Consider the following 26,149-nt stretch of genomic DNA (forward strand, 5'->3'; position numbering starts at 1 on the left):
CGCATAGCGGCCCTTCGATCATTGCTGTACCGACGCTATTAGCGGCAGGAAGACGGCAGATACTTGGCCGGGAGCGGCTTGCTGCCACCCGTCCTGCATGTCCACGCAATGCTACCAGTGCTGAACGTAGGCGAGAGTTCCAAGGTGTTTTCCGAGACCTTTGTGTTGGCTTTCGCGCCAAAGCCAGTGCCCGTGCCGGTACCCATTGTCGCCGTGATGATGCCGGTGGTCTCAATGTTGATCGACTTCACATAGTTGCCGCCGATGCTGGCCGCGGGCGCGACGCCTGCTTCCGCATTTGACTTCGGGACAGCGCCCTTGTTCTGGTAATACTCCGCAACAGCCGTTTCCGGACCGCTGCCCAGCACCAGCGCTTCCGAAACCTGCGAACGCACGATGTAGTCCTGGTAAGCCGGGATGGCGATAGCGGCGAGGATCGCGATGATCGCAACCACGATCATCAGTTCGATCAGGGTGAAGCCTTTCTGCATGTTCTTCATAGTGGTTCCCTTGTTTTGGTTAGCTAACCGGTGATGCCCCCTGAGCCCCAGTCCCGAATTCCCCCTAGTCGGGAACGGGTCCCTTACGCGCGGTCAGGAATGACCAGGGAAGCTCGCGACAGAATGAAGCAGATAATGTGCCACATCTGACGCGCATGTATTTCCGCACAATCATGCGTCTGGAGATTGTGCACATCGTCACGAAAGCTTACAAGCACGGCATTCCTTGGCGCTCTCGGTACTCTGGTGATGGCGGCGCCGCATCTAAAAATGGCTTGCCGAGAACAGTCCATTAGTGACCTTTTTTGTCACTTTGAGTGAATCGCTGTTTGGTCCGGCATCAATTTCGGCAGGACGATGGCAGGTACTTGCCTGAGATGGTGCTGCGACTGCAAGTCCAGGCGATGCTACCTACGCTGACCATGGGAGAGAGGACCAAGACTCCAGTGAGGTGAGTGTTGGCCTTGGGGCCGGCGAAGGTCGCCAAGATCTGGCCGTCCTTAACCTCGACCTTTGAAACGTAGTTGCCCGCGATCGACGTGCTTTGCGCCAAGCCTGCATCGGGATTGTCGTGCGGAAGGGTGCCATGGTTGGAGATGTAATCCCACACCGATGCCTTCGCGCCACTGATCAGACTCATTCCTTCTGTCACCTGCGCCCGAATCAGGTAGTCCTGATATGCAGGAATGGCTATAGCCGCGAGGATGGCGATGATTGCCACCACGATCATCAGTTCGATCAAAGTAAAACCAGCCGAGATACGTTGGCGCATGATGGACTCCCCTGTCAGTTGAGCGGAGGAGGCACGTTTTGTACCAAGGGCTCGCCAAGACGCTCCGAGGGTCGTAGCTGCAGGGGCTTTGGGACGGCAAGCGGCCTGGAATGCGACGGATGTCGCAAAACTGAAGCGGCGATTCGACCGACGAAAGCGTGTCGATGATAGGGGTCACTGGCGACGCGTCACCGGCTGGGTGGTCAATTGCCGGCCGAATTCGTCACTGAGTGACGCGACGAAGCTGGCAGTCAGATGCTGCGAATCGCGGAAGACGATCATTCCGCTTCGTTCAGCCTCGCACTCTCCACTGGGGCAGATGGCAGCGTTCATGTCCACGGTCGTGACGTTGTCGAACTGGCTGCTGGCCTGCGCCAACCATTGGTAGACGTCGTTGTCCCGCGTGCTGGATACGGATGCGCGGCATTGTTTCCTTCCGGGATGCAACCACGGCAACCAACGCTGTGAAGCCAGACAGTTCGGCCCATCGAAACCCAGATGTGGCGTTCCGCGCAGCAAGTAGATGTGGCCCGTGGCCTTGTCGATGACCTGCAGCACGCGGACAGTGCCTTCAACCCATTGGGATTGATCGAAGGGTGAGCTTTGAACGGAGCCAAGGATCACGATGTCGGGATGCAGGGCGGCAACGTGCTGCAACGCGTGCTTGCGCCAGACCGTACATTCGGCATAGTCCCGTCCAATTCTCGAGTAAAAAAACGGCTCATCGACCATGGGGCACGATGACTTGGTAAGCACCAACAAGCGCCAACCTTTTCTACTGAAGATTTTCGCAACCGCCGGAAACCACTGCGCGCCAATGCTGTCGCCCATCAGCACAACCGTGTGAGCGGCGTCCTCGGGGCCGAACGAACAAATACGCACCACATCGCTGTGGTACCAATCGTCACAACCCATGGCATAGATGGCCGGGGCATCGGCATGCGCCTTTGCGTAGCGCTGTTGATTCGGGCTGTGTGTCCAGTTCCACGTGGCGTTGAACCAGACGACGCAAAGCACGTTGGCCATCAGCATCAATGCGATCGCGGTCATCACGGTGATGCCGGGGCGAACGGTCCACCGTGTCTGTAAACGTATGGGCGATTCCACCCAGCGATACGACGCCACCGCCAGCAGCAGGGAGAGAGCCACCAGTCCCGTGCGAGCGATGCCGTCCAGGGGCGTCAATGCCGCGCCCAGCAGCAGCACAGGCCAATGCCATAAATACCAGGAGTAGGAGACGCGTCCCAAGGCTTGCAGCGGCGCCCATGACAACATCCTCGAAACGCCTGCAGCACGTCCACGAACGCCTACCGCAAGAACTATCGCCGCACCTGCAGTCGGCAATAGCGCCCGCCATCCGGGGTACGCCATGTTTGCATCAAACCAGATCCCGGCGACGACGATGAGTGCCAGGCCAACCCAGCCGGTCCGCGAGCGAATGCGGCCGACTCGGCTTTCCGGCGTGTCGGTCAAAACACCAGGACGTGGGGCATTGAATTGCAACCAAACCAAGGCGCCCAGTGAAAACTGCCATGCACGCAAGGGCATCAGATAGAAGGCCAGTTGCGGCGCCGTATGGGTAAGTGCCACGCAGGCGATCAGACTGGCGGCGGCAATCGCGACCATGGCGATCTTCAACCTCCGGATGCGGTTGCCTTCCCCGCCTCCGACGACTAGCGCCCAGACCATCAGCGCTGGCCAGACCAGATAGAACTGTTCCTCAACGCCGAGCGACCAAGTGTGCAGGAACAGATTGCTTGCTGCTCCGGGGCCGAAATAGTCCAGCTTGGCGAGGGCAAAGTGGATATTGCTCAACCAGGTCGCTGCCGTGGCGGCCCCCATTGCCTGTGGCCCTTGTTCGCCTGGCGCCATCACGACAATGGCGACCAGGCTGGTGCACGTCAGCATCAACAACAAGGCCGGCAACAGCCTGCGCAAGCGGCGCGCGTAGAAATTCAAAAACCGCAGGTGCCCGGTATTCTGGATTTCCTGCAGGATCAGGCCGGTGATCAAATAGCCAGACAGAACGAAGAAGACGTCGACGCCGACGAAGCCACCTGAAAACCATGAGGCTTTGGCGTGCGCGGCCACGACCAGAAGAACGGCGATTGCCCGTAAACCTTCGATGTCGGCCCGATAGCCAAGCTTGTACTTGCCAGCCTCCATGAATCCCTTCCCCTGTGGGCTTCGTTGCGAGAACGCATCATACCCACGCAGCGACACGCCACATCGGTGTTTGTTGTCGCGAATGTCCCAGCGTTGATGCAGCGCACCTTTGCCTGCCCCGCGTGCGCGGTTACCTTGGCGCTTTATTTACCAAGGACTCGCCATGAAACCTCTGATTGCCTGCCTGCTGCTTGCGCTGGCGTCCGCGCCTGCGCTGGCGGCGGATGTCGATGTGGTGGACACCACGTTCGCCAAGGTCCAGGGGGCGCATCCGTTCAACGTGCGTGATCTGGTGATGATGGATCGGGTGAGCGACCCGCAGTTGTCGCCGGACGGTCGTTATGCGGCGTTTGGTGTGCGCAGTACGGATTACGCCGCGAACAAGGGTGTCACCGCGGTGTACGTGCTGGACCTGGGCAAGGGTGGCCAGCCGGTGAAGGTGGTGGAGAAGGGCAGTTCCGCGCGCTGGTCGAATGATGGGCGCAGCCTTTATTTCCTGGCGGCGGCCAAGGGTGTGACGCAGTTGTGGCGGCTGGATCTGGCGGGCGGAAATGGGCTTGATCTTGCCCGGCACGCTGCGCCGGTGCAGGTGAGCCATGGCGTGCTGGATCTGGGTGGCTACAAGTTGTCGCCCGATGGCGGGCGGGCGCTGCTGTCGTATGAGGTGTTCACCGACTGCGCCAACCTGGCGTGCACGCATGAGCGGTTGGCCGCGCGGGAGAAGGACAAGGCCAGCGGCACGCTGTACACCAAGCTCTTTGTGCGGCATTGGGATACTTGGGCCGATGGCCGGCGCAACCAGTTGTATGTGGCGCGGTTCGACGGCAAGGGGCAGTTGCCCGCGGAGCCGACCTTGCTCAGCCGCGGCATCGATGGCGATGTGCCGAGCAAGCCGTTCGGTGACGATAGCGAATTCACCTTTGCGCCGGATGGCAAGAGCGTGTTTTTCGACGTCCGCATCGCGGGCACCACGGAGCCGTGGTCGACCAATTTCGACGTGTATCGCGTACCGGTGGATGGCTCAGCGGCGCCCACCAACCTCACGGCAGACAACAAGGCGTGGGATGGCTTTCCGGTGGCATCGCCCGACGGCAAGACGCTTTATTACCTCGCGATGAAGAAGCCGGGCGCCGAGGCCGATCGTTTCGCGATCATGGCGCTGGACCTGGCCACGGGTGCAAAGCACGAGGTCGATCCCAAGTGGGATCGCTCGCCTGGTGGCTTGGCCATTTCGGCCGATGGCAAGACGCTTTACGCCACGGCCGATGACGAAGGCCAGCATCCGCTGTTTGCGATCGACACGGCCAGCGGCAAAGTGCGCAAGGTGGTTAGCGATGGCACGGTGGGCGGCTATTCGCTGGCGGCGGGCAAGCTGCTGCTGTCGCGCGACGACCTGAAGCGGCCTGCCGATCTGTACCTGGCGGGCACTAATGGCAGCCACTTGAAGCAAGTCACCCATTTCAACGCAGCGGACCTGAAAAACGCCCAGGTCGGTGACGCCGAGTTCTTCAACTTCAAGGGTGCCGATGGCGCGAATGTGCAGGGTTACGTGGTGAAGCCGGCGAACTACCAGCCCGGTAAAACCTATCCAGTGGCCTTCATCATCCACGGTGGTCCGCAGGGCGCGATGGGCAATGGCTGGAGCTACCGCTGGAACCCGCAGACCTACGCCGGCCAGGGTTTTGCGGTGGTGACGGTGAACTTCCACGGATCCACCGGCTACGGCCAGGCATTCACCGACTCTATTTCCGGCGACTGGGGCGGCAAGCCATTGGAGGATCTGAAACTCGGCTGGAAGGCCGCGCTGGACAAGTACAGCTTCCTCGACGGCGACCGCGCCTGCGCCATGGGTGCCAGCTACGGTGGCTACATGACCTACTGGATTGCGGGCGTCTGGAACGAACCCTGGAAATGCCTGATCGATCACGACGGCGTGTTCGACACCCGCGCCATGTACTACGAAACCGAAGAGCTGTGGTTCGAGGAAATGGAGAACGGCGGCACCCAGTTCGACCACCCCGAAAACTACGAGAAATTCAACCCGATCAACTACGTCAAGGATTGGCGCGTGCCGATGCTGGTCATCCACAGCGCCAAGGATTTCCGCATCCCCCTCACCCAGGGCCTCAGCGCATTCACCGCCCTTCAGCGCCGCGGCATCCCCAGCGAATTCCTCACCTTCCCCGACGAAAACCACTGGGTGCTGAAGCCGCACAACAGCGTGCAATGGCACGACGCGGTGAATGCGTGGTTGAAGAAGTGGACGGCGGAGGGGGCACGCTGAGACCGGCGGCCCAAATTGTAGGAGCGGCTTCAGCCGCGACCCGGCAGCCCCGTCGCGACTGAAGTCGCTCCTACAGCGGGCTTGAGGTCTTTTTGTAGGAGCGGCTTCAGCCGCGACCCCGCAGCCCTGTCGCGACTGAAGTCGCTCCTACAACGGCTTGAGGTTTTTTGTAGGAGGGGCTGCGGCCGCGACCGATAGGTTCACCCGTAGCGTTGCGCTTACCCAAGTTTCCTCCGGTAGCCACAGGCAGAACCGCTTGGGCCCATTCCCGCGTCATCGGTTTTTCGGTCATGTTGACCGGATGATCATGACGTCGGGTCAGGGACACCACAGCTTGCGGATTGGGCGCCGTTCGTTCGCTGGCCAGGTTTATTTGCTCACTACGGTCACCTATCTGCGCAGGCCATATTTTCTTGATGCCGACGTGGCCCGGTTGGTAGCCCGTTCGCTTTCATCTCCGGAGCGTTGGTTTCCCAGCCGTTGCTTGGCTTGGGTATTGATGCCGGACCATTGGCATGGGCTGGTGGAATTGGGGGACGACGAAACGCTGGCTGTCGCCATGCAGCGAATGAAGGGTGTCACGGCGCGGCTCACTGGAATACACGATCGACAGGTCAAGCCGCTTTGGGCGAAAGGGTTTCATGATCGCGCTTTGCGCCGCGATGAATCCGTCCGATGCGCGGCTCGCCACATCGTGGCCAATCCGGTGCGCGCAGGGTTGGCTGAAACGGTGAAGGATTATCCCTATTGGGATGCGTGCTTCATGGACCAGGAGGGCGCAGTCGAGGGGTTCGACTGACCGCCGCGGCACGGACGTCGAACCACTTTTGTAGGAGCGGCTTTAGCCGCGACCTGGTAGTCCTGTCGCGACTGAAGTCGCCTACAGAGGGCTGAGGTTCCGTAGGAGCGTCATCACAACCACTTCGCTCGCTTCAATCCCAGGTAGATACCGCCCACGATGCAGCCCATGACCACGATGATGGCGGGGTAGGCCCAGGGGCGGCTGAGTTCGGGCATGTGGGTGAAGTTCATGCCGTACCAGCTGGTGAGAAGGGTCGGGGCGGCCAGCATGGCGGCCCAGCCGGCGAGTTTTTTCATCACCTCGTTCTGGCCGAAGGTGACCAGCGAGAGGTTGACGTTGATGGCGGCGGTGAGCATCTCGCGCATGGCGCTGATCGACTCGTTGACGCGGAACACGTGGTCGTAGACGTCGCGGAAATAGGCGCGCAGCTTGTCGGGAATCAGGTTGGGGTGCAGCCGCACCAGCTGGCTGATGATGTCCTGCAACGGCGCCACCGCCAGGCGCAGGGTCATCAGGTCGCGTTGCATGTCGTACAGGCGTCGCACGGTGGTGCGTTTGAAGGTTTCGGCGAAGATGTCCTGTTCCAGTTGCTGCAGCTCTTCGCGGAAGTCGCGCACGATCGGCAGCAGGTTGTCGACGATGAAGTCGAGCACGCTGTAGAGGCCGTAGCTGGGCCCTAGCGCCAGCAGTTCGGGGGTGTGCTCGCAGGTGCGTCGTGCGGGCGCGTACGACATCGATGCGCCGTGCCGCACGGTCACCAGATAGCGCGGGCCCAGGAAGATGTGCGTCTCGCCGAAGGTCAGTTCGCCGCCGGTGAGTTGGGCGGTCTGCACCACCAGGAACAGGGAGTCGCCGTAGGTCTCGAGTTTGGTGCGCTGGTGGGCGTTGTGCGCATCCTCGATGGCCAGGTCGTGCAGGCCGAACTCCTCCTGCATTTTCTCCAGCAGCGTTTCGTCGGGCTCATACAAACCAACCCATACGAAGGTGTCGGGTTGCGCCAGCACGTCGCTGATTTCATCCAGCGTGATCTCGCCGATGCGTTGGCCATCGCGCCGATAGGCGATGCAGTTGACCACTTGCTGGTCGGGCGGCGTGGACGGGGCAACGGGTGGCGGGGCGAGATTCATCGACGCATGATGCCCCGCTGCCCCAAGTGGGGCAATGAAACGTAGGGCGTTGCCCTAGCAGGGGCGACGCAAACGCCAGGCCAGCATCAGCCAGATCGGCAGCGCAAACAGCAGCCAGGGCTGGTTCTGCTGCACTACGCCAGGTAGCAGGTGCAGCAGGACCGCGACGATCGTCGCCAGCAGTTGCACCGCGATCACGCCGTCGATGAAACGCGATGGGGTTATGCCACGGCGCGCGCGCCACAGCGAAGGCAGCAACAGCCACGCCAGCGGATTGAACAGCAGCAGGTTGGCATTGGCCCAGGCCGAGTGATGCGCGGTCAGCGTCCACAACACCAGCAGCACCAGCCCCACGATTCCGGCGGCCAGCGCGTAGAGCGAGCCCAGCAGGGTGAATCCGGTGGGCCAGAAGCGTCGCGCCAGCAGCATCAGCAAGGCGATACCCAAGCCCGCCAGCGCCAATGGTCCGCGCAGGTCGGGTGCACTGGCCGGTGGCGTGTCGAGACGGTTCGCCGACACGATGCGGTTGTCCGACACCAGCGGTTGCAGTCCACCTTTGCCATCGTCAATGCGCACGTTTTCGACGGCGCGCTGCAGGACCATCGGTATGAAGCTCTCCTGCCACAGCGTCAGCGGGTGGTCGGCGTACGGCCCCAGGCCCAGGTCGAGCACCAGCATCAGCGCCGGTTGGTTGCTCATCAGGCGCAGCGTTTGCTGGCGGTAGGTCATGCCACCGGGCCGCGCTGCGAGCTGGGCCTTCAGCGCGCCGCCCAGTGCCTGGTCCAGCGCGTTGCGTACCCGCGTGGCGCAATTGTCGACGTAGTAGTCGTAGCCGTAGTGGCTGTTTTCCGGGCGCAGGTTCCACAACAGGAAATCGCGCAGCGCGCCGGCCTGTGCCGCATTCAGCGCCAGGCGTTGGCGGGTGATCGAGCGGCCGGTCTCGATGTAATAGCTTTCGTCGATGTTGCTGAGCGCCGCGCCCATCATGTAGTTCATGCGGCCGCGGGCGAAGTTCAGGAAGAAATTCTCCTGGTCGAAATCGAACTCGCCGTAATTGAAATTGACCGACTCACCCGAGACCGTGTCGCGCACCTGAAGCGCGTCGTGGCCGAAGCGCTCCCAGTAGGTTTCGCCCGGGCCGTAGGTGATCAGTGCGATCTCCAGATTGGCCGCCGGCGCGTTGGCGACGCTGGCGTGGGTTGGCGAAGCCAGCAGCCATGATATGGCGATGAAGAGCGCGAGGGCGATGTGGCGCAGGGGTGTCATCGCAGGGTTCCGGTTGCGGTAGGTGAGGCGGTACTTGTGGGAGCGACTTCAGTCGCGATGCTTTTCGCTGATCGGGCAAAGAGCATCGCGACTGAAGTCGCTCCTACAGGGGCGGCATCCGCAAGGATCTACTCGGCCTGGCGGGTGACGCGGAATTGCTGCACGCGGCGGTCGTCGGCCTGGGTGACGTGGAACAGGTAATCGTCGATGGCCACTTCCTCGTCCACTTCCGGCAGGTGGCCGAACTCGGAGGTGACCAGGCCGCCCACGGTGTCGTATTCCTCGTCGGAAAACGCCGCGCCGGTCTCTTCGTTGAAGTCCTCGATCGGGGTCAGCGCGCTGACCAGCCAATCGCCGCCGGGCTGGGCGTACATGAGGACGGGTTCTTCCTCGTCGTCGTGTTCGTCGTCGATCTCGCCCACGATCTGTTCCAGCACATCCTCGATGGTGATCAGACCGGCCACGCCGCCGTACTCGTTCACCACCAGCGCCATGTGGTTGCGCGACAGGCGGAACTCGGCCAGCAGCACGTTCAACCGCATGGATTCGGGAATCAGCACGGCCGGGCGCAGGATGGCGCGGATATCGAAGTCGGCACCGTTGCCGAAGAACTTCAGCAGATCCTTGGCCAGCAGGATGCCCAGGATTTCGTCCTTGTCCTCGCCATGCACGGGGAAGCGGGAATGGCCCGATTCGACCACGGCGGCAAGGATGTCGGGGAGGGTGGACTCGGCGGCGATCATCACGATCTGCGCGCGCGGCACCATCACATCGTCCACGCTCAGTTCGGTGACCTTGATCGCACCCTCGACCATGGTGAGGGTGTCAGCGGACAACAGTCCGTTGGTCTGGGCGGCGCGCAGTTCGTCGAGCAGTTCGTCGCGGTTGCGGGCTTCGCCAGCAAAAAGATGGCCCAGTCGATCCCACCAGGTACGGTGGGCCGGGCCGCTGGTACTACCAGGGTCGTCGTTCATTACTCGTTTGAATTCAGCCCGAAAACGGGCGGAAGGCCGATTCTAGCGGAAAAATTTTGATGGTTCAGTGGCATGGGCGAGGGTTTGGGCTTCGGCGGCCGCGTGGCGCTCCCGATCGCGCAGAGGGCACGCTCCTACGCGGGGGTGTACGGGTCGGGGATGCCCAGGCCGGCCAGGATGCGGGTTTCCAGCGCTTCCATGGCTTCGGCCTGCGCCTCCTCGATGTGATCGTGGCCCAGCAGGTGCAGCACGCCGTGCACGGTGAGATGCGCCCAATGGTCGCGGGGTGGCTTGCCCTGTTCGGCCGCTTCGCGGGCCACCACGGGCGCGCAGATCGCCAGGTCGCCGATCAGCGGCAGCGCCACGCCGGGCGGCAGTTCGGCGGGAAACGACAGCACGTTGGTGGCGTAGTCCTTGCCCCGGTAATCGTGGTTCAGTGCGCGGCCTTCGTCGGTGTCGACGATGCGGATCGCCAGCTCGGTGGATTTGCGCCGCCGCGCGCCGCGCAGTGCGGCCTCGACCCAGCGGCGGAAGCTGGCCGCTGCCGGTATGCCTGCGCGGGGTACGGCGTAGCCGACATGGAGCTGCACGTTTTCTTGTGGGGGCGATTTCGGTCGCGACGCCTCCTTCTTCGGGCCGGTCGCGACTGAAGTCGCTCCTACAGGGGTGTGGCGGCTCATTCGGCATCCCCGTCTTTCTGCTCGAACGCCTCGTACGCGCGCACGATCTTCGCCACCAGCGGGTGGCGCACCACGTCGCGCGAGGTGAAGAAGGTGAAGCTGATGCCGTTGACGTCGCGCAGCACTTCCACGGCCTGGCGCAGGCCGGATTTAGTCTGCCGCGGCAGATCGACCTGGGTGACGTCGCCGGTGATCACCGCCACCGTGCCGAAGCCGATGCGGGTAAGGAACATCTTCATCTGCTCGACGGTGGTGTTCTGCGCTTCGTCCAGGATCACGTACGAATCGTTGAGGGTGCGCCCGCGCATGTAGGCCAGCGGGGCGATCTCGATCACGTTGCGCTCGATCAGCTTGGCGACGCGCTCGAAACCCAGCATTTCGTACAGCGCGTCGTACAGCGGGCGCAGGTAGGGATCAACTTTCTGCGACAGGTCGCCCGGCAAAAAGCCCAGTTTCTCGCCGGCTTCGACGGCCGGACGCACCAGCAGCAAGCGCTGCACCCGATTGGCTTCCAGTGCCTCGACCGCGCTGGCCACCGCCAGGTAGGTCTTGCCGGTGCCGGCCGGGCCCACGCCGAAATTGATGTCGTGGGTGGCGATGGCGTGCAGGTAGCGCTCCTGGTTGGCCCCGCGGCCCTTGATCAGGCCGCGTTTCACCTTGATCAGCACCTCGGGCGTGTTCTCGGCCGCATCCGCCGTGATCGCGTCGACGCCGGATTCGGCCAGGTGCAGGTTGATGCGGGCGCCGGTCAGCGATTCGTCCTCAGTGCTGGCGTACAGCGCGCGCAACACTTTCTCGGCCGCGCGCGTGGCCACGTCCTCGCCGATCACCTGGAAGATGCTGCCGCGATGGTTGATCTCCACGCCCAGGCGCAACTCGATCTGCCGCAGGTGCTCGTCGAACGGGCCGGACAGGTTCGCCAGGCGGGCGTTGTCTTCGGGATCGAGGGTGAAATCGCGCTGGTTGAGGCCGTTGGTCATGGTCGGGCGATGCGTAGCCGCGGAAAAAGGGCTGTCAGGATAACTGATGCGCGTAGCGGCACTGTCGAGAAGCGGCGGTTGCGGCGGGCGCAGAACACCCCAAAATGGCAGGCATGAACAAGCCGCAGACCCCGATCCCCGAAGTGCGCGTCGACGTGTGGCTGTGGGCCGCGCGTTTCTTCAAGACCCGCAGCCTGGCCAAGCAGGCCATCGATGGCGGCAAGATTCAGGTCAACGGTGGCAGCTGCAAACCGGCCAAGGTGCTGCATGCGGGCGACCGGTTGAACATCAGCCGCGGCGAAGAAAAGCTGGAGGTGGATGTGCTGGCGCTGGCCGACAAGCGCGGGCCGGCAGCGGTGGCGCAAGGTTTGTATGGCGAGACGGCAGCCAGCATGGCGCTGCGTGAGGCGGCGCGGGAGCAGCGGCGGCTGGTGGGGGCGAGCGGGCCGGTGAAGCGGCCGGACAAGCATGCGCGGCGGGAGTTGATGCGGATGAAGGATGGGCGCTGAGATAGCGCAAAAAAGCGGGCCCTCTTCCGCCCTTCGGGCACCTTCTCCCGCAAGCGGGAGAAGGGATTTGGTTGCGCTGATTCGGGGCGCGCGCCCCACGACCTCAAGAAACTTCACCGCTCCCTTCTCCCGCTCCGCGGGAGAAGGTGCCCGACAGGGCGGATGAGGGCGCCTTTCAGCTCACCCCAACGCCTTCAGCCGATACAACGCCTCCAGCGCCTCACGCGGCGTCATGGCATCCGGATCGATATCCTCCAGCGCCCGCTCCACGGCGGATGGTTGCGTCGATGCAAACAACCCCAACTGTGGCGATGTTTCCGGTGACGACACTGGCGCACCAGCATGCTGATGCATGCCCTTCTCCAGCTCCGCCAACGTGCGCCGCGCATCGGCAATCACCGATTTCGGCAGGCCGGCCAGCGCCGCCACTTGCAGCCCGAAACTGCGATTGGCTGGGCCTTCCTTGACCGCGTGCATGAATACCAGTTGTTCGCCGTATTCGACGGCGTCCAGATGCACGTTGGCGATGCCGGTGTACGTGGTGGCCAGTTCGGTCAGCTCGAAATAATGGGTGGCGAACAGCGTGTACGCACGGCTGTGCTGGCCCAGGTGCACGGCGGCGGCGCGGGCCAGCGAGAGGCCGTCGTAGGTGCTGGTGCCGCGGCCGACTTCGTCCATCAGCACCAGGCTGTTCTCGGTGGCGTTGTGCAGGATGTTGGCGGTTTCGCTCATTTCCACCATGAAGGTGGACTGGCCGCGGGAGAGGTCGTCGCCGGCGCCGATGCGGGTGAAGATGCGGTCGATCGGGCCGATCACCGCGCGCGTCGCGGGCACGTAGCTGCCGATGTGGGCCAGCAGCACGATCAGCGCGTTCTGCCGCATATACGTGCTTTTACCGCCCATGTTGGGGCCGGTGATCACCAGCATGCGGCGGTGGTCGTCCAGCACCAGGTCGTTCGGTTCGAACGGTTCGTCGCGCACTTTCTCAACGACGGGATGGCGGCCGCGTTCGATCGTGATGCCGGGGTCGTCGGTGAGTCGCGGCGCGCTCCAGTCCAGCGCCTCGGCACGCTCGGCCAGCGTGGCCAGCACATCGAGCTCCGCGATCGCGGCGGCAGCGGATTTCAGCGGTTCCAGCGTTTCGGTGAGGGTGTCGAGCAGCGCTTCGTATAGCGCGCGTTCGCGCATCAGCGAGCGCTCTTTCGCCGAGAGCACCTTGTCCTCGAAGTTCTTCAGCTCCTCGGTGATGTAGCGTTCGGCGTTCTTGGTGGTCTGCCGCCGCGTGTAGTACGTGGGCGCCTTGTCGGACTGGGCCTTGCTGATCTCGATGTAATAGCCGTGCACGCGGTTGTAGCCGACCTTCAGCGTGGTGATGCCGCTGGCGGCTTTCTCGCGTTCCTCCAGCTCCACCAGGTACTGGTCGGCGTGGGTGGACAGCCGCCGCAGTTCGTCGAGTTCGGCGTCGTAGCCGTTGGCGATGATGCCGCCGTCGCGTTGCAGTACGGGTGGCTGCGGCACGATGGCGCGGGCCAGAAGGTCGGCGGTTTGCGCGTGGTCGCCGATGCGTTCGACCAGGTCGCGCAGCAGCGGGCTGTCCATCGCGGCGATCTGTTCGCGCAACTGCGGCGCGGTGGCCAGGCCATCGCGCAGGGTGGACAGGTCGCGTGGCCGCGCCGAGCGCAACGCCACGCGGGCCAGGATGCGTTCCAGGTCGCCGATGCCGCGCAGTTGTTCGCGCAGCGGTTCATGGCGGCGGCCGTCGATCAGGGTGCCGATGGCCTGATGGCGGCGGCGCAGCACTTCGCGCGAGCGCAGCGGACGGGTCAGCCAGCGGCGCAGCGCGCGGGCGCCCATCGGCGTTACGCTTTCGTCGAGCACGCCCAGCAAGGTGTGTTCGGTGCGGCCGCTGGGGTGGGTGTCCAACTCCAGGTTGCGTCGGGTGGCGGCGTCCAGCGCGATGGTTTCGCTGGCCGCTTCCACCGCCATGCCGGTGAGATGCGGCAGCGCGCTTTTCTGGGTTTCCTCGATATAGCCGAGCAGGCAGCCGGCGGCGGCCAGGCCCAGCGGCAGGCCGTCGACGCCGAAGCCGCCAAGGCTGCTGGTGCGGAATAAACGGTTCAACTCGCGCCGCGCCGCATCCACGTCGAAATGCCACGGCGGGCGCTTGCGCAGGCCGGGCAGGGCGCTGACCATGCGCGGCCAGGCCACGTCTTCGCACACCAGCGTCTCGGCCGGCTGCAGTCGTGCCAGTTCGGCCGCCAATGCCTCGGCGGTGGGCACTTCGCTGAGCAGGAAACGGCCGCTGGAAAGGTCCACCCAGGCCAGGCCGTAGGCGTGGTTGTGGCCAGCGTGGATGGCCAGCAGCAGGTTGTCGCGCCGGTCCTCCAGCAGTGCCGCGTCGGTCACCGTGCCGGGCGTGATGATGCGCACCACCTTGCGCTCGACGATGCCCTTGGCCTGTGCCGGGTCACCGATCTGCTCGCAGATCGCCACCGACTCGCCCAGCCGCACCAGCCGCGCCAGATAATTTTCCGCCGCGTGATAGGGCACGCCAGCCATCGGGATCGGCACACCGGCGGATTGCCCGCGCTGGGTCAGGGTGATGTCCAGCAGCCGCGCCGCCTTGCGGGCGTCGTCGTAGAACAGCTCGTAGAAATCGCCCATGCGGAAGAACAGCAGCACGTCCGGGTGCTCGGCCTTGGCCGCGAGGTATTGCCGCATGAAGGGTGTGTGTTCTTTCAAGAGCGCGTTCTTTGGGCAGTGGCGGTCGACGTTGGGGGTGCCATCGTAGCCGCTCTGGCCGCCCGTTGTTTCGTCGCGCCGCGGCTTCGGCCCTAGCTGCGCATGTTGGGCACGAAGCCGTCGGCGCTCCACGCCTCGCTGCCCACGCCGTGGTGCACCACGAACAGGCCATCGGGATCATGGCGCCGCTTGGCGCGCGCCAGCCGCGGGTAGTTCGCGCCCCAGAAACCCTGCTGCCAGTCGCGCAGGAAATAGTCGCTTTCGGAGACGTAGGAGCCGGCGCCGGGCGCCACCTTGCGCAAGGCGGCCATCGCCTGATCCACGCCGCTGGCGTCGCGCCTGGCCTTGGCCAGATCGGGCGGCGTGCGGTGCAGGCCGGGGTAGGCGGGGTCGCCACTGCTGCCGATGATCGCCAGCGCAAACGCGCCCAGCACGTCCGGGTGCGTGGCCGTGTCGTGGGCTCGCTTGATCGCATCGGGCGCGCCGCCGGCCAGACCCTTGTTGAAGTGAAGCCCCACGTTCCATGCCTGCGAGGCGTCGAACAGGGCGTCGACCAGCTTCGTGTTGGTTTCAAGCAGCGTGGCGGGCAGCCAGGCTGACTGATAGGCGTGGATGAACCAGCCGACCTGGCCCTGGTCGCCGGCCCACAGCACGTGGTTGCGCGGCGCGTCGGCGCGGTCGTCCGCCACCATTACTCCGGGGGCGTGCTGGCGGAAAAATTCGGCGTCCCAGAAATGCCGCGCCGGCACGGCCAGCACCTTCAGCGGTTCGACGGCGGTGTACTCCGGGCGCGCCGCCACCCACGCCATGAATGGCGCCCAGCAGGTTTCCGCCTCGGCTCTGGTCAGGCCCTGGAACACCATGGAGATGACCAGCGTGTCGCCGTCACTCAGCGTCATCTGCTCGCCCCAGTGCGGGTTGAACAGCGCCTCGCGGTAGAAACGCATTGCCTCGGCAATCAGGGCACGGAAGGCGGCGGGCGAGGATGCCTTGATGCGACCGAACGCGCCGCCGAAGAACTCGGGCAACTCGAACGTGCGCAGCGTCAGCCGCGTCACCACGCCCAGGCTGCCGCCGCCACCGCCCTTGATGGCCCAGAACAGGTCAGGGTCCCGGTTTTCATTGACCACGCGGACCCGGCCATCGGCCGTGACCACTTCGGCCTCCAGCAGGTTGCTCGCGGCCGTGCCCCAGCGCTTGGAAAAACTGCCGAAGCCCCCGCTCTGCACCAGCCCGGCCACGCCCACCGTGGTGCAACCGCCGCCTTGCACGTAACGGCCGCCGCGCGTGGTCACTTCGGTGTACGCATCGATCCACATGGCGCCGGCGCCCACGCTCACCGCGGGCTGGGGCGCCACGGCGCAATCGCGCGGAACGAAGCCGTCGTGCATCTGCACCTGGTTCATGTGCCGCGTCCATACCAACAGCGAGTCGGGAGCGTCGGAGGTGCCTTGATAGCTGTGGCCGCCGCCTTTCACCACCAGCCGCAGCCGGTGCTCGCGGGCGAAATCGACGGCTGCGGCGACGTCGGCTGCCGTCTCGGCAGCCACCGCGTAGACGCTGGGTCGGGAGATCCACGCGTCGGCCCAGCCGCTGGTCTGGGTCAGGGCCGGCTGGTCGCCGAGGTAGAACGGATTCTTCAGGTGTTTCACTGCCTCGGCCCTGACGGCCGCCGGCGCTTCGGGATCGAATGGCGACTGCAGTTTCTGCAGGCGACCTCCGGTTTTGCGCCGCAGTTCGTCCCAACGTGCCTCGCTGGGCCAGCCCGGTTCGCCGGGGCGAACCTTGCGCTGCAGGAGCGGCACGAACTCGGGGGTGCTGGCCAACAGGCGCTGGGCCGGCAACAGCGAAAGGAGCGGGGCGGCCAGGGCGGCCTTGAGCAGGTCACGGCGATGCATGGGAATGTCCGGCGCGGGAGAAGTGGGGCCATGGTGCGCCAGCGAAAGCGCGCCATCGCTGGCAAAGTGACCAATCGATCCGTCCCGGTGACGGATCGCGGGCGGCGGGGACGGTGCGTGATGCTTTGCGTAGAATCCGCGCATGAACCAGCAGCCGCATTTCGATTTCCGCGACTTCCAGCGCTGGCGGCGGCCCATCGAAGTCGGCTTCTGGGTGACGCTGGTCGTCCTCAATACGGTGTTCAACGGTCTGGTCGCGCGCATCGACCATGCCCGCGCGGCCGCATGGGAGCCGTGGGTGTCGGAATGCAGCAGCGGCCTGCTCATCCTGGCGCTGATCCCGCTGGTGGTGGCGCTGGAACGCCGCTGGCCCGTCCGCTTCGATACCTGGCGGCGCAGCCTGCCGCTGCATTTGCTGGCCACCATCCCGTTCAGCGTGGTGCATGTGGCGGGCATGGTGGCGCTGCGCAAGCTGGCTTACGCACTGGCCGACGCCCAGTATCGTTTCGGTGCGCAGTGGGGCTACGAGTACCTGAAGGACATCCGTACCTATTTCCTGATCATCGCGCTGATCTGCCTGTCGCGGTTGTGGCTCATGCGCTGGCAGGGCGAGGCGCGGCTGCTGGTCGAACCGGATGAGGGCCAGGCGGCCGAGCCGGTGGATCGGCCCGATCGCTTCCTGGTGCGCAAGCTGGGCCGGGAATTCCTGTTGAACGCCAGCGAGGTGGAGTGGCTGCAGGCGTCGGGCAATTACGTGAACCTGCATGTGCGCGGCCGCGACTATCCGTTGCGCACGACCATGGCGGCGATCAGCGAGCGGCTGCACCCCGAACGCTTTGCGCGGGTGCACCGCAGCTATTTCGTCAACCTGGATTACCTCGTGCAGATCGAGCCGCTGGACACCGGCGACGCCCGCCTGACACTGCGCGACGGCACCACGATCCCCTGCAGTCGCCGTTATCGCGCCAGCTTGCGCGAGCGTTTCGGCGGTTGATGGTGCGGCACCGGACGGGACGGGGCTTGGCGTGATCGCCTTGAGCGGGTAGAACAGCGTGCTTATGCGCGGCACCGCGCATTCCCGTACGGAGAGTTGCATGGAATCGTCGTCCATTCCCACCGACGCCCAATTGATGACATTGGCCGCCGAGGTGGCCACCGAGGTGCTGCAGCACCGGCTGATGCTGGTAACGGCGGAGTCCTGCACCGGCGGTTGGGTCGCCAAGACGCTGACCGACCTGGAGGGCAGCTCGGCCTGGTTCCATGCCGGCGTGGTCACCTACAGCTACGAGGCGAAGGAGGCTTTGCTGGGCGTCAATCCGCACACGCTGGAACAGACCGGCGCGGTCAGCGAGGAGACGGTGCTGGAGATGGTTTCTGGCGCGTTGGCGCGTCTGGGCGCGGGCGTTGCGGTGGCGGTGACCGGTATCGCCGGACCGTCAGGCGGCACCGCGGACAAGCCCGTCGGCACCGTCTGGATCGGCTGGAAACGCCGCGGCGGCTACGCGCATGCGCAGCTTTTCCAGTTTTCCGGCAACCGCGAGGCGGTGCGACGGCAAACCGTGGCGGCGGCGCTCAAGGGCTTGCGCAAAACGCTGACGGAATAGGGCGACGTGGCCCGCAAGGCCGGGTTGACCGGTGTGGGATAATCAACCCTTATCGCAGCCCGTGAGACACCGCCCGGGCATCATGCTTCCATTCACAGCCCAACCGGAATACCTACGATGGATGACAACAAGCGCAAGGCGCTCACCTCCGCCCTCGGCCAGATCGAAAAGCAGTTCGGCAAGGGCGCCATCATGCGCATGGGCGACCGCGTCAACGAGGCCATCGAGACGGTGTCCACCGGGTCGCTGGGTCTCGATATCGCCCTCGGTGTCGGCGGCCTGCCGCGTGGGCGGGTGGTCGAGATCTACGGTCCGGAATCGTCCGGCAAGACCACCATGACGCTGCAGGCGATCGCCAGCTGCCAGCGCGCCGGTGGTACCGCCGCGTTCATCGACGCCGAGCACGCGCTCGATCCCACCTACGCCGAAAAGCTGGGCGTCAACGTGGCCGACCTGCTGATCAGCCAGCCCGACACCGGCGAGCAGGCGCTGGAAATCGCCGACATGCTGGTGCGCTCGGGCGCGGTCGACATGGTGGTGGTCGACTCGGTCGCTGCGCTGACCCCGAAGGCGGAAATCGAGGGCGAAATGGGCGACTCCCACGTCGGCCTGCACGCCCGCCTGATGAGCCAGGCGCTGCGCAAGCTCACCGCCAACATCAAGAAATCCGGCACGCTGGTTATCTTCATCAACCAGATCCGCATGAAGATCGGCGTGATGTTCGGCAGCCCGGAAACCACCACCGGCGGCAACGCGCTGAAGTTCTACGCCTCGGTGCGGCTGGACATCCGTCGCATCGGCGCGGTCAAGCGTGGCGACGAGATCATCGGCTCGGAAACCCGCGTCAAGGTGGTCAAGAACAAGGTGGCACCGCCGTTCCGCCAGTGCGAGTTCGAGATTCTCTACGGCGAAGGCACCTCGCGCGAAGGCGAGATCATCGAGCTGGGCGTGGCGCAGAACCTGATCGAGAAATCCGGCGCCTGGTACAGCTACAACGGCGACCGCATCGGCCAGGGCAAGGAGAACGTGCGCCAGTACATGCGCGAACACCCGGACATGACCAACGAGATCGACCGCCTGCTGCGCGAGCGCCTGCTGGTGCCGGTCGGCAAGCCCGCCGCGGCTGCGGCCGAAGAGGCCCTCGAGGAAGCGTGATCCCCGTTCGGCAGCGATACGTTGCAGCACATGGCCCGGCTCGTCCGGGCCATGTGCGTTTGGTGGCTGGCAAGCCTCTTGCGACGCCGTTGCACTACGCTCATGGCGAACGGTTGGCGCGATCCAGCCCCATCGGATGTGGATGCCCATGAAACGCCGTCCCGGCCCGGATGATCCCGCCAAGCCCAAACGCAGCGCCTACGACAAGGCGCTGGGCCTGCTGGCGCGCCGCGAACATTCGCGCAAGGAGCTGAAAACCAAGCTGCGCCAGGGCGGCTATGAAGGCGAGGAGACCACCGACGCGATCGATCGTCTGGGCGAGCAGCACTATCAGGACGACGACCGTTTCGCCGAAGTGCTGTTGCGCAGCCGTATCAGCCAGGGTTACGGCCCGATGCGCCTGCGGGTGGAGCTGAAAAGCCACGGCCTGGCCGACGCCCGCATTCGCGAATTGATGGATGAAGCCGAGGTCGACTGGGACACTTCCGCCGCTGCGCAACTGCGCCGCCGCTATGGCGGCGCGGGCACATCCGACCCCGCCGAACGCAACCGCCGGGCGCAATTCCTCTTGCGCCGCGGCTTTGCCGCCGCCACAGTACGACGTGTTACCCACGCCGATGTGGACGAAGCCGCCGACGATATTTCCTGAAACCCCCCGCGGGATCATGGAGAAACCGCCGGGGCGCGTCACGGTGTGGCCTTTTGTCGTCCGCCATTCCTGATCCGCATGAAAACCTCCGAAATCCGCTCCACCTTCCTCGATTATTTCCGCGCCAAGGGCCACACCATCGTGCCGTCCAGCTCGCTGGTGCCTTCCAGCGACCCCACGCTGCTGTTCACCAACTCCGGCATGGTGCAGTTCAAGAACGTGTTCCTGGGCAGCGAAAAGCCGGGATACGTCCGCGCCGCCGATGTGCAGCGTTGCCTGCGCGCGGGCGGCAAGCACAACGATCTCGATGCGGTGGGCTACACCGCCCGCCACCACACGTTTTTCGAGATGCTGGGCAACTGGTCGTTCGGCGATTACTTCAAGCGCGATGCGATCGTGTTTGCATGGGAGTTGTTGACCGGCGTGTTCAAGCTGCCGGCGGACAAGTTGTGGGTCACCGTGTACCAGACCGACGACGAGGCGTTCGACATCTGGAACAAGGAAATCGGCGTGCCGGCCGAGCGCATCGTGCGCATCGGCGACAACAAGGGCGCGCCGTATGCGTCCGACAATTTCTGGCAGATGGCCGATACCGGCCCCTGCGGCCCGTGCACCGAGATCTTCTACGATCATGGGGAGAACATCGCCGGCGGCCCGCCGGGTTCGCCGGACGAGGATGGCGATCGCTACATCGAGATCTGGAACCTGGTGTTCATGCAGTTCGACCGCGCGCCCGATGGCACGCTGAGCCCGCTGCCGGCGCCGTGCGTGGATACCGGCATGGGCCTGGAGCGCCTCGCCGCGGTACTGCAGCACGTGCATTCGAATTACGAGATCGACCTGTTCGCCAACCTGATCCGCGCGGCGGGCGAGTTCACCGGCACGGCGGATCTGGCCAACAAGTCGCTGCGTGTGATTGCCGACCACATCCGCGCCTGCTCCTTCCTGATTGTCGATGGCGTGTTGCCTTCCAACGAAGGCCGCGGCTACGTCCTGCGTCGCATCATCCGCCGCGCCCTGCGCCATGGCTGGATGCTGGGCGTGCGCGGCGACTTCTTCTGGAAGATGGTCGCGCCGCTGGTCGCCGAAATGGGTGTGGCGTATCCGGAGCTTGCCGCAAAACAGGCGTTCGTCGAGGACGCCCTGCGCACCGAGGAGCATCGCTTCGGCGAGACCCTGGAACACGGCATGCGCGTGTTCGATGAGGTGGCGCAGAAGTCGACCAAAACCATCGCCGGCGAAGATGCGTTCCGGCTGTACGACACCTACGGTTTCCCGGTCGATCTCACCGCCGACATCGCGCGCGAGCACGGCCTCGATGTGGACATGGATGGCTTCGAGCAGGCCATGGACGCACAGCGCCAGCGTGCCCGCGCCGCCGGCCGCTTCGAAGCGAAGGGACAGATGCCGGCGGAACTGGCCAGCCAGCTGAAACCCACCGTGTTCCTGGGTTACGAGGCGTTGCACAGCGAAGGCAGCAAGCTGCTGGGCATCGTTCGCGATGGTCGCCAGGTGGACCAGCTGGGCGAAGGCGAGGAGGCGCTGCTGATTCTCGACCGCACGCCGTTCTACGCCGAGTCCGGCGGCCAGGTGGGCGACCAGGGCGAACTGATCCACGCCCACGGCCGTTTCGACGTCGATGACACCTTGAAGATGGGCGGCGTGTTCTTCGGTCACGCCGGCCGCTGGCATGGCGCGCAGCCATTGCGCACCGGCGATCTGCTGGCGCCGCGCGTGGATGCCACGCGCCGGCAGGCGATCGTGCTCAATCATTCGGCCACCCATTTGCTGCATGCGGCGTTGCGTCAGGTGCTGGGTGATCACGTGGCGCAGAAGGGGTCGCTGGTGGCACCGGAGCGGCTGCGTTTCGACTTCTCCCATTTCAAGCCGATGAGCGCGGAGGAGTTGCAGCGGGTCGAGGCGATGGTCAATGCCGAAGTGCGCCGCAACGCCACCGCGGAAATCCACAACATGGGCTACGACGAAGCGATCGAATTCGGCGCGATGGCCTTGTTCGGCGAGAAGTACGGCGACGAAGTGCGCGTGCTGAAGATGGGCGATTTCTCCACCGAACTGTGTGGTGGCACCCACGTGGGCCGCACCGGCGACATCGGCCTGTTCAAGATCACCGGCGAAGCGGGCGTGGCCTCCGGCGTGCGACGTATCGAAGCCGTGACCGGTGCGGGCGCGCTGGCTTGGGTGGCGGACGAAGAGCGCCGCCTGGCCGAGTTCGCGCATCTGCTTTCCAGCAGCGGTGACGACGCGGTCGAAAAGCTGCGCCAGTTGTTCGATCGCCAGAAAAAACTCGAGCGTGAGCTGGACGCGCTGCGCAGCAAGGCCGCCGGTTCCGCTACCGCGGACCTGGCCGGCAGTGCCGTTGATATCGACGGCGTCAAGGTGGTGGCGGCGCGGCTGGAAGGGCTGGATGCCAAGTCGTTGCGCGACAGCGTCGACCAGCTCAAGCAGCAGCTCGGCGATTGCGTTGTTCTGCTGGCTGGCGCCTCCGACGGCCGGGTGTCGTTGATCGCGGGCGTGCACGGCAAGGCGCTGCAGCGGATCAAGGCGGGCAACGTCGTTGGCCACGTCGCGGCACAGATCGATGGCAAGGGTGGCGGGCGTGCCGACATGGCGCAGGGTGGCGGTTCCGATGCGCCCGGGTTGCCTGCCTTGCTGGCGGCTTTGCCGCAATGGGTGTCGGCCCAATAAGCCAGCATGAACGCGAGCTTGCCTATGCCATTAGTTACTGTTGCCGCGCATTGCGCGTGGTAATGACGCTCAGTTAGTATCAATGACAGTGTCGGCGCCACCGGTAACGGTGGTGTCGCCAGTCAGGACGCCATGGAGTGTTTTGGCTGTGAGCCGGGAAGGCGAGAGGGCCTTCGACGGATCAATCGTCGAACTGCGCAACGAGGAACTCAGGGGTGAGGTTCCTCCCACCGCAGGCCTGTGAACAACAGCATTAATGGAGTAGCAAAATCATGTTGATTCTGACCCGCAGGGTCGGTGAAACCCTGATGATCGGCGACGAGGTGACCGTTACCGTTCTCGGAGTAAAGGGCAATCAGGTGCGTATCGGTATCAACGCGCCCAAGACCGTCGCCGTCCATCGCGAAGAAATCTATCAGCGGATCAAGGGCGAAAACGATGCCGGCGGCACGCCGGACGCGCCCACCGAACACGATCACTGAATTAAGCCTTTACCTCGAGCCCGCCGGTCAGTATCCTTGCCGGCTCCGCAGCAGTGCGGCGAAAAATCCGGAGAGATGCCCGAGAGGCTGAAGGGGCTCCCCTGCTAAGGGAGTATAGGGTCAAAAGCCTTATCGAGGGTTCGAATCCCTCTCTCTCCGCCAGATACATCAACTAAAGCCATGATTTTCGTGGCTTTTTTTGTGCCCTAAGGAAAGCTGGTGTGCCATTGGGTATGCCAGTGATTGTTGCTTCTGGTTGGGTCTTGTTGGGCTTTGTTCAAGAGATGGTTCCGACCTATGCGTCCGACGAGGAAGCGAGGTGCACGGGCGCAGGGAGCCATACAGGATCAGGAAGCGTGGCGGATGGGTGGAGTCGGCCGGCAGGGGCCAGCTTGGCCAAGCTGGGCGTTTCCAGCACATCGGCAGCAATGTGGGGCAGGTCCTGCATCGTCATGAACACGGTTCCCGTTACCTTGAACGGGTCCCGTTGCCTTGATTTGATTATTCTACCATTATGGAATTATAGAATTTAACCCGAGACCGTCATTGCAGCCGTGCCGCGTTCTGTTCATCTGCACGGGCAATTCCGCCCGCAGCATCCTGTCCGAAGCGACCCTCAACCATTTGGGCAAGGGCCGCTTCGAAGCGTTCAGCGCCGGCAGTCAGCCGACCGGCCGCGTCAATCCCCATGCGATCGAAGAGCTCAAGGCATTCGGCATCTGTACCGAAGGTCTCAGTAGCAAGTCGTGGGACCGTTTCACCGGGGAAGATGCCCCACCGCTGGATATCGTGATCACGGTTTGCGACAACGCCGCCAATGAGACGTGTCCAGTGCTGTTCGGCGATTTCGTAAAGGCCCACTGGGGCCAGCCCGATCCGGCGGCGGCCCAAGATGCCGGTGCTGCGATCGAGGCTTTCCGCTTGGCCCACACGCTGGTGCTTTATCGAGTTACCGCACTGGTGAACCTGCCGGTGGAAACGATGAGCCGGGACGCATTGAAGCAGGCGCTGGATCACATCGGCACCCTCACCGACGTCGAAGAGGCACACGCGTGAGCCAGCTGTCTGCCGATGTGATCAAGGCCCATCCGGATGCGGCCAGCGGCACCCGCATCGGCTTCTTCGAGCGCTACCTCACGGTCTGGGTCTTGCTGTGCATCGTGGCGGGCACGGTTCTGGGCCACTGGCTACCTGGCACCTTTGAAGCCTTGGGAGGCATGCAGGTTGCCCAGGTCAATCTGCCGGTGGCCGTGCTCATCTGGTTGATGATCATCCCAATGCTGTTGAAGATCGATTTCAGCGCGCTCGGTGGCGTGCGCCAGCAATGGAAAGGCATTGGCGTCACACTTTTCATCAATTGGGCCGTCAAACCGTTCTCGATGGCGCTATTGGGTTGGATCTTCATCCGTCACGTCTTTGCCGGGTATCTGCCTGCGGACCAACTCGATTCCTACATCGCCGGCCTGATCCTGCTGGCCGCGGCGCCGTGCACGGCGATGGTGTTCGTGTGGAGCAATCTGTGCCACGGCGAACCGAACTTCACGCTGAGCCAGGTCGCCTTGAACGACACGATCATGGTGGTCGCGTTCGCACCCATCGTGGCGCTGCTGCTGGGCATTTCCTCGATCACGGTGCCGTGGAACACGTTGCTGTTGTCGGTACTGCTCTACATCGTCGTGCCGGTGGCCATCAGCGTGGTGCTGCGTCGCTGGATGCTTTCACGAGGTGGCGAGGCACGGTTGCAGGCATTGCTCCAACGGCTGGGGCCGGCGTCCCTGTTAGCGCTGCTGGCCACCCTTGTGCTGCTGTTCGGTTTTCAGGGCCAGCAGATCCTGGCCCAGCCGACAGTGATCGCCATGCTGGCTGTGCCGATCCTGATCCAGGTGTATTTCAACTCGGGGTTGGCCTACGTGCTCAACCGTCGGTTCGGGGTAGCCCATTGCGTGGCCGGACCGTCGGCGTTGATCGGAGCCAGCAACTTTTTCGAGCTGGCTGTTGCCACTGCCGTGGGTCTGTTCGGTGTGCACTCCGGCGCCGCGCTGGCCACCGTGGTCGGCGTCCTGATCGAAGTGCCGGTGATGTTGTCGGTGGTTCGCATCGTCAACGGCAGCAAGCGTTGGTATGAAACAAGGCAGGCTTGAATGGAGCATCGTCATGCGAGGTCATTACAACGTATTGTCCGTGTGCGGCCGGCTGATCCGTGATGAGCGCAAGCATTACACTGCCCACGACGATCACCGCACGCCGTTATGAGCCGACCACCCCCATCATGCAGACCAAACAAGCTCTCACGATCCTTTCCGCGCTAGCGCAGGAGTCGAGGTTGGCGGTCTATAGGTTGCTGATCGAGCACGCTCCGGACGGTCTGGCCGCCAGTGCGATTGCCGAGAAGCTGGGACTGGCCAATGCCACGCTTTCGTTCCATCTGAAGGAGCTGTCGCACGCCGGTCTTGTGACCAGCCAGCAGAGTGGGCGTTTCGTCTACTACACGCCGGTCATCGAAGCCATGAACGACCTGATTGGCTATCTTACGGACCACTGCTGCAATCAGTCTGACGGCAGCTGTGGGGTCGCCAAAACGCCGTGCAAACCACTAATCGTTGCCAACCCTCGTAAGCGTCGAACGTCGTCGCTCTGACCATCGAGACTCGGTAATTACTTCGATTGCAATCGGCTAGGCAACACCAACCTTCGGGTGACATCAGTCACCGACATGCCTTCCCGCGGCACACTGGCTCCTGATACAGGCTCGGTGGACGCCCTGGCGGAGGTGATGTGCTGGCGAATTCCTCAAGGACGAGTATCATCTATTAGATGATAACGAATCGTATTCGCACCGCTTTTCGTGGTCTT

Annotated in this window: 22 protein-coding genes and 1 tRNA gene; 13 read left to right on the forward strand and 10 right to left on the reverse strand. The window is 64.0% G+C overall.

What is annotated here, in order from left to right; translation table 11 throughout:
- Nucleotides 1-38: 38 nt before the first annotated feature.
- From ASD68_RS01340 to ASD68_RS01350, 3 genes are all read right to left on the reverse strand, one after another.
- Nucleotides 39-500 carry a pilin gene (locus tag ASD68_RS01340; RefSeq protein ID WP_056602690.1) on the reverse strand — a complete coding sequence of 154 codons (462 nt, stop codon included), beginning with the start codon at nt 498-500 and terminating at the stop codon, nt 39-41.
- A 340-nt stretch (nt 501-840) separates the two neighbouring features.
- A complete protein-coding gene (locus ASD68_RS01345) occupies nt 841-1,272 on the reverse strand; it encodes a pilin (RefSeq protein ID WP_056602693.1) in 432 nt (143 codons plus the stop codon).
- A gap of 174 nt (nt 1,273-1,446) precedes the next feature.
- Nucleotides 1,447-3,438 (reverse strand): acyltransferase family protein, encoded by a 1,992-nt coding sequence (locus ASD68_RS01350; RefSeq protein WP_056602695.1) that lies wholly within the window; start codon nt 3,436-3,438, stop codon nt 1,447-1,449.
- 163 nt (nt 3,439-3,601) lie between these two features.
- Here ASD68_RS01350 and ASD68_RS01355 point away from each other — a divergent pair, with 163 nt between their 5' ends.
- Both ASD68_RS01355 and ASD68_RS01360 read left to right on the forward strand, forming a co-directional pair.
- Entirely contained in the window at nt 3,602-5,722 is a 2,121-nt protein-coding gene (locus tag ASD68_RS01355; RefSeq protein WP_056602697.1) for a S9 family peptidase, read from the forward strand.
- Nucleotides 5,723-6,023: 301 nt separating this feature from the next.
- Nucleotides 6,024-6,521: a transposase gene (locus ASD68_RS01360; RefSeq protein ID WP_235578601.1), complete on the forward strand. Its 498-nt coding sequence runs from the start codon at nt 6,024-6,026 to the stop codon at nt 6,519-6,521.
- A gap of 113 nt (nt 6,522-6,634) precedes the next feature.
- Here ASD68_RS01360 and corA read toward each other — a convergent pair whose 3' ends face one another.
- From corA to ASD68_RS01385, 5 genes are all read right to left on the reverse strand, one after another.
- Complete coding sequence (gene corA, locus ASD68_RS01365; protein ID WP_056602698.1) at nt 6,635-7,651, reverse strand: magnesium/cobalt transporter CorA; 1,017 nt, start codon at nt 7,649-7,651, stop codon at nt 6,635-6,637.
- 54 nt (nt 7,652-7,705) lie between these two features.
- A complete protein-coding gene (locus ASD68_RS01370) occupies nt 7,706-8,917 on the reverse strand; it encodes a DUF4105 domain-containing protein (protein ID WP_056602700.1) in 1,212 nt (403 codons plus the stop codon).
- 128 nt (nt 8,918-9,045) lie between these two features.
- Nucleotides 9,046-9,891 (reverse strand): transporter associated domain-containing protein, encoded by an 846-nt coding sequence (locus ASD68_RS01375; protein ID WP_056077928.1) that lies wholly within the window; start codon nt 9,889-9,891, stop codon nt 9,046-9,048.
- A 134-nt stretch (nt 9,892-10,025) separates the two neighbouring features.
- Nucleotides 10,026-10,481 (reverse strand): rRNA maturation RNase YbeY, encoded by a 456-nt coding sequence (ybeY, locus tag ASD68_RS01380; RefSeq protein ID WP_056602702.1) that lies wholly within the window; start codon nt 10,479-10,481, stop codon nt 10,026-10,028.
- 86 nt (nt 10,482-10,567) lie between these two features.
- Nucleotides 10,568-11,551, reverse strand: coding sequence for a PhoH family protein (locus ASD68_RS01385; RefSeq protein WP_056077931.1), 984 nt, complete (start codon nt 11,549-11,551; stop codon nt 10,568-10,570).
- 113 nt (nt 11,552-11,664) lie between these two features.
- Here ASD68_RS01385 and ASD68_RS01390 point away from each other — a divergent pair, with 113 nt between their 5' ends.
- Nucleotides 11,665-12,060: a S4 domain-containing protein gene (locus tag ASD68_RS01390; RefSeq protein ID WP_156458303.1), complete on the forward strand. Its 396-nt coding sequence runs from the start codon at nt 11,665-11,667 to the stop codon at nt 12,058-12,060.
- Nucleotides 12,061-12,240: 180 nt separating this feature from the next.
- On the opposite strand, the gene mutS is transcribed toward ASD68_RS01390, so the two are convergent.
- Together mutS and ASD68_RS01400 are read right to left on the reverse strand one after the other, a co-directional pair.
- Nucleotides 12,241-14,781, reverse strand: coding sequence for a DNA mismatch repair protein MutS (gene mutS, locus ASD68_RS01395; protein ID WP_056602704.1), 2,541 nt, complete (start codon nt 14,779-14,781; stop codon nt 12,241-12,243).
- 113 nt (nt 14,782-14,894) lie between these two features.
- Nucleotides 14,895-16,700 (reverse strand): FAD-binding oxidoreductase, encoded by a 1,806-nt coding sequence (locus ASD68_RS01400; protein ID WP_056602706.1) that lies wholly within the window; start codon nt 16,698-16,700, stop codon nt 14,895-14,897.
- Nucleotides 16,701-16,842: 142 nt separating this feature from the next.
- Here ASD68_RS01400 and ASD68_RS01405 point away from each other — a divergent pair, with 142 nt between their 5' ends.
- From ASD68_RS01405 to ASD68_RS01450, 10 genes are all read left to right on the forward strand, one after another.
- Nucleotides 16,843-17,694, forward strand: coding sequence for a LytTR family DNA-binding domain-containing protein (locus ASD68_RS01405; protein ID WP_056077942.1), 852 nt, complete (start codon nt 16,843-16,845; stop codon nt 17,692-17,694).
- A gap of 100 nt (nt 17,695-17,794) precedes the next feature.
- Complete coding sequence (locus ASD68_RS01410; RefSeq protein WP_056077945.1) at nt 17,795-18,304, forward strand: CinA family protein; 510 nt, start codon at nt 17,795-17,797, stop codon at nt 18,302-18,304.
- Nucleotides 18,305-18,421: 117 nt separating this feature from the next.
- Entirely contained in the window at nt 18,422-19,459 is a 1,038-nt protein-coding gene (gene recA / locus ASD68_RS01415; RefSeq protein ID WP_056077948.1) for a recombinase RecA, read from the forward strand.
- A gap of 142 nt (nt 19,460-19,601) precedes the next feature.
- Nucleotides 19,602-20,108, forward strand: a complete 507-nt coding sequence (locus ASD68_RS01420; protein WP_200945310.1) for a regulatory protein RecX — start codon at nt 19,602-19,604, stop codon at nt 20,106-20,108.
- A gap of 78 nt (nt 20,109-20,186) precedes the next feature.
- Nucleotides 20,187-22,814, forward strand: coding sequence for an alanine--tRNA ligase (gene alaS / locus ASD68_RS01425; protein WP_056602710.1), 2,628 nt, complete (start codon nt 20,187-20,189; stop codon nt 22,812-22,814).
- A gap of 272 nt (nt 22,815-23,086) precedes the next feature.
- Complete coding sequence (gene csrA, locus ASD68_RS01430) at nt 23,087-23,296, forward strand: carbon storage regulator CsrA (protein WP_056077959.1); 210 nt, start codon at nt 23,087-23,089, stop codon at nt 23,294-23,296.
- A 69-nt stretch (nt 23,297-23,365) separates the two neighbouring features.
- Nucleotides 23,366-23,458 (forward strand) — tRNA-Ser (locus ASD68_RS01435).
- Nucleotides 23,459-23,842: 384 nt separating this feature from the next.
- The gene (locus ASD68_RS01440; RefSeq protein ID WP_056602711.1) at nt 23,843-24,352 is read left to right on the forward strand and encodes an arsenate reductase ArsC; all 510 of its coding nucleotides are present in this window, start codon (nt 23,843-23,845) and stop codon (nt 24,350-24,352) included.
- A gap of 5 nt (nt 24,353-24,357) precedes the next feature.
- The gene (gene arsB / locus ASD68_RS01445; protein ID WP_156458357.1) at nt 24,358-25,437 is read left to right on the forward strand and encodes an ACR3 family arsenite efflux transporter; all 1,080 of its coding nucleotides are present in this window, start codon (nt 24,358-24,360) and stop codon (nt 25,435-25,437) included.
- Between the two features lie 128 nt (nt 25,438-25,565).
- The gene (locus ASD68_RS01450) at nt 25,566-25,934 is read left to right on the forward strand and encodes a metalloregulator ArsR/SmtB family transcription factor (RefSeq protein ID WP_056604985.1); all 369 of its coding nucleotides are present in this window, start codon (nt 25,566-25,568) and stop codon (nt 25,932-25,934) included.
- Nucleotides 25,935-26,149 lie beyond the last annotated feature (215 nt).

Origin of the sequence: Rhodanobacter sp. Root627, assembly GCF_001427835.1 — a bacterium.
GTDB classification, from domain to species: domain Bacteria; phylum Pseudomonadota; class Gammaproteobacteria; order Xanthomonadales; family Rhodanobacteraceae; genus Rhodanobacter; species Rhodanobacter ginsenosidimutans.